General features: G+C 42.2%; 9 protein-coding genes. 4 read left to right on the top strand and 5 right to left on the bottom strand.

Annotated features, from left to right (window positions below; all coding sequences use genetic code 11):
* Positions 1 to 26: 26 nt before the first annotated feature.
* From ACI2JM_RS10720 to ACI2JM_RS10710, 3 genes are all read left to right on the top strand, one after another.
* Positions 27 to 2567: a DUF927 domain-containing protein gene (locus ACI2JM_RS10720; protein WP_404644126.1), complete on the top strand. Its 2541-nt coding sequence runs from the start codon at positions 27 to 29 to the stop codon at positions 2565 to 2567.
* Between the two features lie 1246 nt (positions 2568 to 3813).
* Entirely contained in the window at positions 3814 to 4041 is a 228-nt protein-coding gene (locus ACI2JM_RS10715; protein WP_404644124.1) for a hypothetical protein, read from the top strand.
* Positions 4042 to 4315: 274 nt separating this feature from the next.
* Complete coding sequence (locus ACI2JM_RS10710; RefSeq protein ID WP_404644122.1) at positions 4316 to 5149, top strand: hypothetical protein; 834 nt, start codon at positions 4316 to 4318, stop codon at positions 5147 to 5149.
* Between the two features lie 390 nt (positions 5150 to 5539).
* Here ACI2JM_RS10710 and ACI2JM_RS10705 read toward each other — a convergent pair whose 3' ends face one another.
* Entirely contained in the window at positions 5540 to 5842 is a 303-nt protein-coding gene (locus tag ACI2JM_RS10705) for a monooxygenase (protein ID WP_404644120.1), read from the bottom strand.
* A gap of 140 nt (positions 5843 to 5982) precedes the next feature.
* Between ACI2JM_RS10705 and ACI2JM_RS10700 the strand changes: the two genes are divergently transcribed.
* Complete coding sequence (locus ACI2JM_RS10700; protein ID WP_404644118.1) at positions 5983 to 6939, top strand: DUF1853 family protein; 957 nt, start codon at positions 5983 to 5985, stop codon at positions 6937 to 6939.
* A 68-nt stretch (positions 6940 to 7007) separates the two neighbouring features.
* Here the strand turns inward: ACI2JM_RS10700 and ACI2JM_RS10695 are convergent, their stop codons facing one another.
* The 4 genes from ACI2JM_RS10695 to ACI2JM_RS10680 form a co-directional block, all read right to left on the bottom strand.
* A complete protein-coding gene (locus ACI2JM_RS10695) occupies positions 7008 to 8270 on the bottom strand; it encodes a hypothetical protein (RefSeq protein WP_404644116.1) in 1263 nt (420 codons plus the stop codon).
* A gap of 118 nt (positions 8271 to 8388) precedes the next feature.
* Positions 8389 to 9891: a hypothetical protein gene (locus ACI2JM_RS10690; protein ID WP_404644114.1), complete on the bottom strand. Its 1503-nt coding sequence runs from the start codon at positions 9889 to 9891 to the stop codon at positions 8389 to 8391.
* Positions 9892 to 10139: 248 nt separating this feature from the next.
* Positions 10140 to 10670: a DUF2726 domain-containing protein gene (locus tag ACI2JM_RS10685; RefSeq protein WP_314885116.1), complete on the bottom strand. Its 531-nt coding sequence runs from the start codon at positions 10668 to 10670 to the stop codon at positions 10140 to 10142.
* A 298-nt stretch (positions 10671 to 10968) separates the two neighbouring features.
* On the bottom strand, positions 10969 to 12165 hold the full coding sequence (locus ACI2JM_RS10680; protein WP_404644112.1) for a LysM peptidoglycan-binding domain-containing protein: 1197 nt from the start codon (positions 12163 to 12165) through the stop codon (positions 10969 to 10971).
* Between the last annotated feature and the right edge of the window lie 247 nt (positions 12166 to 12412).

Genomic DNA, 12412 nt, shown 5'->3' with positions numbered 1-12412 from the left:
AACCAGTCGCAAGCAAGGGGGACTAGATGACCACCACACCACAAACCGCCACCCATGAAAAAGCCCGTGCATTTAGCACAGGCTTTACAGTGGTAATAAATAGTTTTGATGCAGCCACACGGCAAGGGCTGGCAGATGATCCTACTTTGACAAAGCTAATCGCGCTATTACCGCCTGACAGCTTGCTAAGTATTACGGACAATCTTACTACAGATGACGCGCAAATAGTATCGACAGCTGGCACGATAGCCTTACGTTTAACCGATAAACAAGGCGATATAGTAGGCGCGGTATTCTACACACCAAACAGCAAAGCAAAGCCCATTGTCATTGATCCTACAGGTTATGGCGCTATCGTCATTGGTGACACTGACAAAGCTAGTGAGGTGATAGCCTTTAATGATTTAAATGATGGTATCGAGGTTTACAGCCACCTGATGGACAGTGAAAAGACGATCATCATTAGCCCTCAAAAAACTAAGCAATGCTTTAAAAAGATGGTGCAGCACTGGAGCAGCGGATCACTGGTTACCGTACCTATGACACTTGATGATAAGGGCTTGATAAACCTATTGGCAGGTGTAAAGGCGCAAGCATTGGTTACGGTGGCTCATATCGTCACCATGCTACAAGATGACAGCTATGAAGCGATACTGGCAGCTGATGACACCCAGCTAATCAATTTACAAGACACTGCCTATTATCCTGAATGGCGCGATGATCCACAGCTGAATGAACCGATGGTTTATGCTGATGGGCGTTTTGAGCTATACCATGATGGGCTGTTTTTTGTGAAGTATAACGATGACGACCCAGCAAACATTGCTTTCAAGTCTAAGGCGTTTGTTTGTTCACCGATAGAGGTTATCGCTAAGACACGGGACACAAGCAGCGGTACATGGGGGCGGTTATTGCAATGGCGTGATGATGACAGCGTATTGCATACATGGTCAATGCCGTTATCACTGCTACAAGGTGATGCAAGGGAATACCGCCGTGAGCTGGCTAGTCAAGGCTTGAACATTACCACCAACCCCAAACAGCGCAATTACTTAGACACCTATATTCAAAACTACCCTATCCACAAACGGGCTTTATGCGTGGATAAGCTGGGCTGGCACGATAAGCAATATATATTACCTGACAGGGCAATAGGCAGTGATGGTAAGCAGCTTATCGTCTATCAGTCTGCAAATAGCATTAACAGCACCCTAGCCCAGCAAGGAGAGCTTGCCCAGTGGCGTGATAACTTATGCAAACCACTTGCCGAACAAAGCCGTTTTGTTTTCTCTATTGCTTGCGCGTTTGCTGGGCAACTACTGGAGCTATTAGAATATGACGGGGGCGGTTTTCACCTCTTAGGATCATCAAGCATGGGTAAGTCATTATCGCTTAAATTGGCTGCTAGTGTATGGGGCAACCCTGACAGGTATGTTAAGACATGGCGCAGCACTGATAACGCACTAGAGGGCACAGCAAGCGAGCACAACGACAGTTTTCTGCCACTCGATGAAATCAGCGAATGTGACCCAAAAATAGTAGGTAAGACCGTTTATATGCTGGCGAATGGTCAAGGTAAAGGGCGCAGCACCACCACGGGACACAATCGCATAGCCAAAACATGGCGCATTATCTTTTTGTCTAATGGTGAGGAGTCGCTACAAAACTTTATGGCGCAAGCAGGACAAAAAACCAATGCAGGTATTGAGGTTCGAGTCGCACATATAGACGCTAATGCCGGCAAAGGGTTAAAAACCTTTGATAGTTTGGTACTGGCAGACACCAGTGAAGCACAAGCCGATACGATCAACGAGTTATCACACGCTTACTATGGATCAGCTGGCATTGCATGGCTAGAATATATCACCAGTGATAAAGCAGCGACCACCGCCAACGCAGGGCAGCTTGTAAGTAGCTTTATGAACCAGTACAGCGACCTGACAGCACAAGCGCATAGAGTGGCTAAAAGGTTCGCTATCGTGAGCGCAGCTGGAGAGCTAGCAACACAGGCAGGTATAACGGGCTGGCAAGCAGGACAAGCAACTAAAGCCGTGATGACTTGCTTAGATAATTGGCTTGATAACTATGGGCGTGATGGTGAACATGAGCAGCGCCAAATCATAGATCATATCAAGGCATTTATTGAACAGCATGGATCAAGTCGTTTTCAGCCTTGCCACATTCACACATACCAAGACTTTGAGCCTAAAATCAATAATCGTGCTGGCTATCATAATTACGATACAGGGGAATATTATTTCTCTACCAGCACCTTTGATGAAGTGTGTGCACCATTTAACAAAAGCAAAGTCTTACAAGTGTTAGATGAAGCTGGATTGTTGAATGTAACTGAGAATGACCGTAAAACGTGTAGAGTGCCTTTACCATTTAAAAAGAACCGCCAGCGTGTTTATGCGGTCAAAAGTGAGATATTAAGTTGTGAAACTACAAAAAGCACTGGGACAGCTGGGACAACTGGGACAACCCATACACCGCAAGGGCTAGAACCTGTCCCAAGCATTAAAACACCACTGGGACAGCTGGGACAAAATAGCTCAATTTGTTAATCTGTCCCAAGTGTCCCAAAGGCTAAAAAAGAGCTGGGACAGCTGAAAGCCAGTAACCACGGGCGTTGTCCCGTTGTCCCAAGTGTCCCAAGCAAAAAAGCAGATGCAGACAAAAACAATCAAAGGCAGCCGTTTATCGTCTGCCTTTTTTTATGCCTGATGTTTATCGTGAGATCAGTTTGAGCACTGCCAGCATGTTAAGTAATGCTAAGGTTTAAAACTAAATCACAGTAACAGTGGCACAGCCAAACAGTATAGAAAAGTATAGAAAAGTATAGTTTGAAACGGTTTTTACTTTTACCACGTTTTACCGATCACCAGCCCCCAATGGGGTAACTGTTAGCGTGATACCTTACTACCATTAGCCCACAGCTTATAGATGCCACCAAAACAGGATAGAGCCGTCAAAAATGAGATATGAGCAGTTTTGCGCGTATTAAGCATGATTTAGGTTTACCAGTGTTTACGGATCACTAAAACACGAATGAAGCGCAAGCACTTACCAATCATGGGCTATAAGGCAGTTTTAGGGCTAAATTATAATAGGGCTGTAAACCTAAATAGATACGCCCAGATTTGAGCCTATCTTTTAATACCACATGATACGAGGTGAGCATTTAGCAGCATTAGATAATTGACGCATGAGCAGACAGTACAAGGCGCACAGATAAAATCCTATTCCATAGCCGTATCAAATGACAGATAAAACCAATTATGGTTCTATCACCTGATAAGACGTGAGTTTTCGGACAACGTAGGCGATCACTGCCAAGCCCTTTTTATGGAGTCCAAAAACCCTAAGGTTTCCCATAGGTTTTTGGACATCGTAGAACCTAACAAAACCTAACATTCAAAATCAATTTGCACCGCATTGCCTGTTAACATTTGTTAACGTTGGCAGCACTCACTACCCCAAGAAAACCACAATGTTAGAACCTGTCAAAACCTGTTATTCAAACACGAATTAATCAATGCTAGAACCTGATAAAACCTGAACCCAAAACCTTATAAAACCTAACATTCAAAACCAAATTACAGGGGTTTTCGGAGTCCATAAAGGAGTAGTTTTGCGAGTCCATAAAAAGGGATCAGTTTCGGGAACAGTACGCACACGCGCAAGGACTTTTTTGAGTCCATAAAAAGGGTAATTTTCGGACATCGTAAGCAAGGGCTAAAAATGGGTTGTTGGACACGTTAGAGCGTACCATGTGGTACACCCTCACACAGGGGTAGGTTTTTGGACATCGTGAGTGGTAGTTTATGGAACAGTACGCGCACGGGGCATATTTTGCTGATGCTGGGTAATTTTGCGACAAGTATCGTAAGCGAGCACTGCCCTACTATGTTGAAAAATGTTGAAACGGCAAACAATAGAAATAATTACAAAATAATATTGAGTGAAGCAGCAAACAGCCAAAAAAGGGCGTTATTAAAAACGATTGTTGGTATTATTGTTGGTATCGTCAATATATAAATTAATCAAACCTATATTTTACAAGGCATACAGACTTTACTTTACTTCCTGCCGTTCCGACCAAACATAGTAGTTAAAGAGAAAAGCCAATCATTGTTTTCAATGGTTGGCTTTTTTTGTGCTAAATTTGGCTGGTGATTGTATGATGGGTGATATAGTAAAAAATAATGAAGATCTTGCAAGGCACGATGAGTAACTAAAGCCAGTCGTTCACAAACCTTTAGGCTGGTACTGCCTTGCACCTACTTTGATTTAAAGGTGTAGAGGTGTAAGCGTGAGAAGTCTTAGTGATTATTTAGGTATTGAAGATACCGTCAAACTAATTAAAGAGTTTACGAAAGTACCTTTTTTTAATAAGGGCAACTTGTTTGATCTTGTGGTGAAAAAAGAACTACAGCCAATAATCTATTTTGATGGTTATGGCGCAACATGGACAAACAAACTGTATTCACCATACCCCGAAGACTTTAAAGACATGAATGAATGGTCAGGAGATATAGATTATTCAGCACAATCAAATCATGTTAAAGGATATTTTTATATTTTACATGGTGAAGCTATCGTAAATTCTAAAAATCCAATTGAACACAGACGTTTCATTATCCAAAACCTAGTAGATTATCAAATAATACCTAACCACTCTTTACCAAATCGAGAATCAAACCCAAAGGGAGATATATTTAGGAGAACTCCTTTACATGTGACCGACCACATTTTATTATCAACTGAAAATCCAAAAGATGAAATTATAGACCCGTATTTTAGCGAAAATGATATTAAGTTCTATATTTTAGATATTATAAATATGCTTGAAAAAAATGGCTATTATTCAGCTGATGATAAGAAGGACAGCCCATCCGATGATAAAGAGTTAAACCTCAAAGATAGCGCCTATCACTTGATATCAGTCTTAAAAGATTTACTGCTTAATCCTGATACTAATGCTTATCACTTTAAAACAGACAATAGTAAAAGTACAAACCAACCAACACAAGCAGGGCTTGCAGAATATATTGATGCAATGAATATTAAAGGTCTAAAATCGAGAAATATAAACGGTATATTTTCAGATGCTAATCGCTTGTTAAATGATGCTCGAAAGAACTAATGCTCTCATATTATCCAGATTGCAAATGCAAGCTACAAATTGCAAATGCAATGACCTAAACAACTCTACCTCATAAACTAGCAACCATAAGCCGTATCAATCAAGTTACGGCTAATATGGAGCTAGACATATGACACACTTAGAAAAGACTGAAGTCTCAACCAGCGCAAAATTATCAGTCCAAAAGCTATTCAACAAACCAACCAAATGGTCGTTTGCCATATTGAAACTTTTGATCGTTATCCTAGTACCGCTATTATCAAATGCACCAGATATTCAGCTTAATTTTTATACCGTGAACATCCTATTTTAAGTTGAAAACCCACATAAAAAAACCAGCCATTGAATCCAATGACTGGCTTTTTTATATTTATTACTCTTCATTAAGTATTACAGAGACGCTTTAGTAATTGCACTCAGCGCTTCATTGATGATAAATACTTTAGACTTAATATCAGTAAAACCAAATGAAGCCAGTCTTTGAGTATGCTTCTCTAAGTATCTGTTGGCATCGTCCAAATTATCAAACACATAAATACCGCCCGCTTCTTGCGTTGCTTCGTTTTCTGTCCATAGCTTGTAGACCAGACCGCTCTCGTTTGCGATGTCTTCAGCCAACTCTTTCATAGACTCAAAGAATTGATCGCCAAAAGGTCCGCTATAAGGAAAGTCGATTTGCAAAAGATATTTCATTATTGAATCCTCATTATCATTAAATAGTCGGCAAAACATACGCTGCCAGATACTTTCAATCTTAACATAGTACGATTGACTATAGACTTTTGGCAAGCGAGCAGCTAGGGTAAATGCATCACTTTACGAAGGTTCAACCCATGTCTGAGGCTATCGCTCAGCCCCTCTCGACTTACCTTATAGATGACGCACCTTGGGACGTATACCAGCGACCTTATGTGCGTGATTTGGCGTATGTGCTTGCCTGCCCTAACGTTTTGACTGAGTGGCTCGATGTTGCACCGCATCAGAATACACATACCGTATCGGTACATAGCGCACACTTTTGGCAACAGCAGTTTGCAGCGTATCAGCAGCGTTTGGAAGAGCTAGATAGCACCAATGCTTATCAGGTACTGACCCGCTATTTACTCAAGCGGCCTAGCCCTAATCGCTTGGGTTTTCACTTTGAAGGGTTACTGTCATTTTGGCTAGAGGATGGCTTTGCGCGCAAGCTACATCCGTATGAAACGCTAGCCAGTAACGTCCAGTTGTATAACGGTAAGCAGACGACTGGTGAGCTAGATTTAATCTTATATAATCATGGAGAAAATCTGGTCGAGCATTGGGAGCTAGCCATTAAGTTTTTTATGGGATCAGCGCCGTTTGCTCCTGAGAACTGGGTTGGGATTAATTCCAAGGACAATCTACAGCGTAAAATGACCCATATGCAAACCAAGCAGTTTCGTACCGTATGGGTAGATACCGAAAAGCATGGACAAGTTAAAATTGATAAGCGTTATGGCGTGATTAAAGGGCGATTCTTTTTGCCAATCAATACCTGTAACTTTACTTATCCGCCTTGGTTAGCGACAAACTTTCCTATACATAAATGGTGCGATAGCAATGATATGACTAATCTTGCGACGATTGATATAAGGGCATTACGAGCCGCCCATTATATCGAATGGTTTACTAGGCGCGACTGTTATGATGGACGACAGCCGCAGGTAGCTTGGTCAAACGACGCACTGCCTACGACAGGACTATATTTCGAAGGTCATAGTCCGATCGTCATTTATCCTGAACAGCGCGACAAAACGCATGACAAATTTTAGTAACGTCTACCGCATTATATGCACATCGACGCTTTAGCCATCTGCTTTATTAATGCAATGCAATGAAGCTACCAAGCATAGCGTCCATACAAGCTAATCTCACTGCGTTTGGCTTTTTCTGAATCGAAACTGTCAGTCAGCAATTTGATGCCAGCATAACGACTGTCTACAGCGAGACCCAATGCTTGCGTTTGCGGCTCTATCAAGCCCGTCACCGTAATGGGAAAAGCATCATTGGACGTTTGGTAGCCTGCGGATAATTGATATAAGTCTTGAATGTCATTCACTTGACCATGTAGACCGAGCTGCCATTGACTGTCTAGCTGATGTTGAAGGCTACCTTCAACTCGCCATGGCAATGTCTGTGTGACATCGTCAGTGCTAAGCTGCCCTTCAATCGTATAGAGAGGTCTGCCGTTGACGTCATAATCCAACGCATAACGAGTGCTTGGCATGTCTTTCCAATGCATGCGTCCAAGGATATCGTAGCCGCGCAGAGACAATTGCGTGCTATCAGACAACTGACCTGTGAGCTGCAAATCGAGCGAATAACCATATCCCGAAGGTTTCGCGGGGTTCCAGTCTAGGTTTTCCTCCCCTAAAGCCGGTTCATCATAGTAATAATCGATGTAAGCGTTGGTTTTATCCAAACTGTCTCGTATGTCTGTCACCTCATTATTTGGTAACACTCTGGTGCTCAAATCGCCAACTATCTTACCTTCTAATGCATGCAGTCCTTGCCAGAGATTGGCCCGAGTCGTCAATTGCCAGTTAGGCATGAGCTGCTGCGTCAGACCAATATTAGCACCGAATCTTTCATTGTGCTTGGCTTCTAAAAATAACGGATAAGTTTGACTGGTACTTGAGGGCTGTTTATTTTCATACTGCCAATAAACTTCGGCAGTCTCTTTGCTAAACGTCATTAAGTAATCATAACGCCAACCTAGACCGTAGCTAATCGCACTGCCCGCAGGACGAATCTCAAGCGACGTCCGACCTTGGGCATAAGCATGATCACCCGAGTCCAAAGGGGCACTCCAATCGTCTAAAAATTCTGAGATAGGCTGTGTTGGACTATGAGCCGTTGCCATCACACTCCACTCTATCTGCGCGTCTGATTGTTTGGTCTGGCTGTCTAGCAAGCCTGTCGCTTGGGGGTAGAAGTAAAAATTCGTGTCAGCAGCTGGTATATCTGCACTATCAGCAACCGCAGCGCTGGATATCATCATAGCGGCAATCGCTGGCGCAGTGATTAACTTGGTACGGCTGTATAAATGTGATGCTAAGCTTTTAGGTAAAAAACCATAGAGACTTGAAACGTTATATGGCATAAATTTCTCACGTTTATTAGAGAGCATAAAAAAGAGACAGGAATCTGTCTCTTTTTTTTGTTGCTATACCTCAATCGCTACTAACAACGGTTGAGAGTCGATGTGACACATGATTTGATTATAGAATAATTAAACTATCATCAGTAAACTTGGCAGTAACTTTGCCATCATTATCCATTAAATCACCGTAGTCTTTACCGTTAACCATGATATCGCCAAGCTTACCCATTTTATCTTTAATAAAATCACCATTGGCATCAACATTTAACTTGATCGACGCTTTATTTTGCTCAACGGTAAACTGGGTGCTAACCACATCATAGTTATTATCTAAGCTTGACTTACCGGTTACAAATAGCTTCTTACCTTCTACGCTAGCAGTCAGACCTTGTAGCTCAATAACATTACGAGCAGTACGTTTAAGATTGGCTTGGAAATCAAGCGGAATCGTCGTTGTATTCTCTTTCGTTACCTTGCCTTTAATCGCCAATACTATTTCCATACCTACGTATTTATTGGCGGCCTCTTCGATATCACCAACTTCATCGATTATGATAAATTTCTTTATATCAGCGTCATTGGCAGTCGCATTCAGTGTAATCTCTACATCAGTCATCGGTTTTTGCTTGGTCATCTTGCCCGTTATAGCAAACTTATAAGGGATTGTTCTAACCACCAGACTGTTATCTGCTAGCTTTCTGCTGACATCCAGCGCAGCAAATTCAAAATCTTTTGCTTCAATCACGCTATCATTAGCCGTCAACTTCAGGCTGCTTAATTTGATGACTGCCTTTTCTAGCGTGATGCCTTCTTTATTTGCATCATTGATATCAAACTCATCATTGACCAAGACTTTATCACTGAATTGACCACTGACTGTTGCACCTTTAGTATTTGAGCTGAGGGCAACGATATCAGTGCCAGTACCAATTTTAATACTCTTGAAACCCAAACTACCGTTAAAGTTATCTGTACTGGTGTTTGAGCTTAACGCATCTTCATAACCATCAAACACTACGGTGAAAACGTCTTTGTTATCAATAACAGGGTCATACAAACCTGTTTGCAGATTATATACGTAATCGTATTCTTCGATATTGACTTTGGTGCTACCAGTCAAGGTAAACTTCCCGTCAGCATTTAGTGTCGCTAAAAAGTCATCACTAGGTTCTAACTTACGATCATAGAATCGATCCCAATAAAAATCGCTTGTTAAATCAGGATTATTCTCTAGGATATCCTTAGTATCACCATGTTCTCCTAAATAGATAATATCATCTGCATCTAGACGACTGATCGAGTTCTCACGCATATAGCCAGCAAGGCCTTGTGGGATATCAAAGGTATAACCAAGTCGCGTATCTTGCTTTTCTGTAAGGATATCACTTACATCTTCGTAAGCATCTGTAACCGCTTTATTGTCACTGACAAATAGCTTGGCGGTACGAATCATCTCTTTCGCTTGCTCGATCTCAGACAAACTATTATCGACAGGTGGTTTGACTGGCACATCTGGCGTATTAGTACCATTACCAGAAGAGCTATTATTATTGTCATCACCACAGCCTGCTAACGCTAACGTGCTGGCTAACGCTAATGCGCTCAATTTAAAAAATTTCATAACACAGTCCTTTATAGAGTAATTTTAAAAACTAGAAGCATCAAATTTTTTATATAATTAAGCAAATAATGTCTTAATTCAAAAAATCGCCTCTTAATTTAGAAAACTTAAGTTTGCTTTAAAATAAAATAATAATACTCTTATTTAAGCAACTTATCTATAAAGTAAACGAATATAACAGCAATGTTACACAAAAAAGTAAATGCCGTTGTTGCGACTAATCTTGACTGTCTACCAAAGATACTTTATCAATAGCTTTCAATCACTTGCATCAGCTCGTACCTGAGCATATCTGCGCTTGGCATGCGCTCAGCGTGAAAGCGCACAATAGCAATACCGGCACTAGCAAGGGCTTTGTCTTTTTTGTCATCCGCCTTTTGACGCGCTTTACTCGTGTGTGTCCAATCATCAAGCTCGATAGCAACCAGCGTGGTCTGCGCATCAATATCCACAATCACATAATCGACGCTTTGACGGCAGATACGATTGAACCAAAAGCTACGCTCGGACGCCTCACTGCTATTGCCTTCGATAATGCGTGACAGTTGAACTTGAACGAAAATATGATATTCCGGCAACGCACTTTTTAGCTTATTAAAGAAAATGACTTCCGTATCCGTCATAATCGGCATCGGCGCAAACGGCCAAATAGCCAACTCATCACCGCGTACTGGCTTTGGATCAGGCTCAACAACTGGAGGTCTTTTCAACAGCTTTGGTACGGTAATCAGCCCTAAAAACCCAACGGCCAATATTAAAAATATAACACCAAATGACATGGTTTTACCTTATACATGATTAAGGCAGCCAAATATGTATGACGACTTCCATAAAGTGACATACATACTCAACTGCGACAGGGCAGCCCTTATAGGCTGACCCGTTATACAGAAAAAATCAGGGGCAATCGGCGCACATCGTAGCTAAGCTTACGCCAATCAGCAAACACTAAAACAAAAAACACGACAATAAATGTCGTGTTTGAATAAAACTCAGATAAAACAATAAAATCTAACCAAGACTCTGCTGTTTATTTAGCAATAATAGTCATCCGATTATAGTGATTTTAATGCTATTTTAGCGCCAGTATAAAACCCAAGCACTGGTCGTATTGACCTTAGGATCACTATTAATTTTATCTTTTAACGCTAACGCCGCCACTTTACCGCGCTCAGGACCGATGATGACGCGAACCCCGCGGCTGGTAGGGCTGGTCTTAACTTGGTAGCCTGCGGATTTAAATTTCTTTGCCAGCTCATCCGCTTTGGCTTGATCGTTTGCCAATGCTACTTGCACCCCAAAGCTGCCTTTGGCGTCGGTTTCTTTGACTTCTTTACGGGCTTCGCTGAGTTTCTGCTGTGCTTCACGCTTAGCATCCGCTGATTTTTTGGCTAAAGCCTCTTCTTTCTGACGCTTGTCTTCACGTGCCTGCTCAGCCGCTGCCGCTTCACGCGCTAATCGCTCCACCTGCTTACGTGATGGAATGGTGATGTTTTGACCCAATTGTAGCGATGTCGATGGTGACAGATTATTCGCTTGTGCCAATACTTCTACTGGCATATTGTACTGCCGCGCCAGTTTAATCAGCCCATCTCCTCTTTTAACTTGATAATCAGAAGGCGATTTTGGTGGCTCATTCTTAGCCGCTTCTGCTGCCGCTTGTTTTTTCTCAGCCGCAGCATCCGCTTGTTTCTTAATTTCCGCTTGTCTTTTTGCTTCCGCTTCTTTTTTACTGTCTGCTAGTTTCTTTGCGGCAGCCTGCTCTTTAATCGCCGCTTGCCTTTGAGCTTCTTGTTGCGCTTGGGCAGCTTTTTGCTGGTTGCCAGTGTTTGTCTCACTTTCAGCTGACTCAGCAGCGCTAGTCTTTTTTATTGGCGTTGTAGTGGCATCTTTTTCCGCATCGGATTTGGATTTATCACTCTCTTCAGCAGCTGCTGCACTACTGGCCATATACTGCTGACTTTCTGCACGGGCTTTTGCCAATGCTTCCGCCTCAGCGGCTTCCTGTTCAGTTAAGAACTGCTGGGCACGTTTTTCTTGTTCAGCCACACGAGCAGCGCGCTCTTTTTGTTTTTCTGCCAGGATACGTTTTTCAGTCTCGATATCCGTCGTCAGCGGCTGAGGAGACTCTTGCTCAGGGCTTGGCTTATCTACCATTGCTGACGCTGGTTGTGGTTCATTACTATCACCAATCTGTTGCACCATGGCGTATAGCATCACGCTACCGCCGATAATCATCCCAATGCCCAATAAGGCTTGTCTCGAAAAGTTCATCCGTTTACGTCTCTTAGTTGGTAATAAGGTTGATTGAGCGGCGCAACTGTCGTCTCAAAACTGTATTTAGATAGTTCTAATAGCCTTGATAGGTGTCATTGCCACCAGTTGCGTCCATCCGTTTTTAAATGTTATGCCAAGCGTTTAATGCCATTATGGAGCAGCTTGCCAAATCACTTTGATTATAAAGCATATTTTTCATACTGTCTGCCATCATGCTACTGCTAAGATTAACATTAAATAAGCA

Source organism: Psychrobacter sp. NPDC064578 (assembly GCF_044901245.1).
GTDB lineage: Bacteria > Pseudomonadota > Gammaproteobacteria > Pseudomonadales > Moraxellaceae > Psychrobacter > Psychrobacter cibarius_C.
Note: the sequence above shows the minus strand (reverse complement) of the source record. Positions and strands in the feature narration are given on the sequence as shown.

Bases quoted from the DNA above. Each gene is read 5' to 3' on its own strand.
- ACI2JM_RS10720 (WP_404644126.1), top strand. From the start codon at position 27: ATGACCACCACACCACAAACCGCCACCCATGAAAAAGCCCGTGCATTT.
- ACI2JM_RS10705 (WP_404644120.1), bottom strand. From the start codon at position 5,842: ATGAAATATCTTTTGCAAATCGACTTTCCTTATAGCGGACCTTTTGGC.
- ACI2JM_RS10700 (WP_404644118.1), top strand. From the start codon at position 5,983: ATGTCTGAGGCTATCGCTCAGCCCCTCTCGACTTACCTTATAGATGAC.
- ACI2JM_RS10695 (WP_404644116.1), bottom strand. From the start codon at position 8,270: ATGCCATATAACGTTTCAAGTCTCTATGGTTTTTTACCTAAAAGCTTA.
- ACI2JM_RS10690 (WP_404644114.1), bottom strand. From the start codon at position 9,891: ATGAAATTTTTTAAATTGAGCGCATTAGCGTTAGCCAGCACGTTAGCG.
- ACI2JM_RS10685 (WP_314885116.1), bottom strand. From the start codon at position 10,670: ATGTCATTTGGTGTTATATTTTTAATATTGGCCGTTGGGTTTTTAGGG.
- ACI2JM_RS10680 (WP_404644112.1), bottom strand. From the start codon at position 12,165: ATGAACTTTTCGAGACAAGCCTTATTGGGCATTGGGATGATTATCGGC.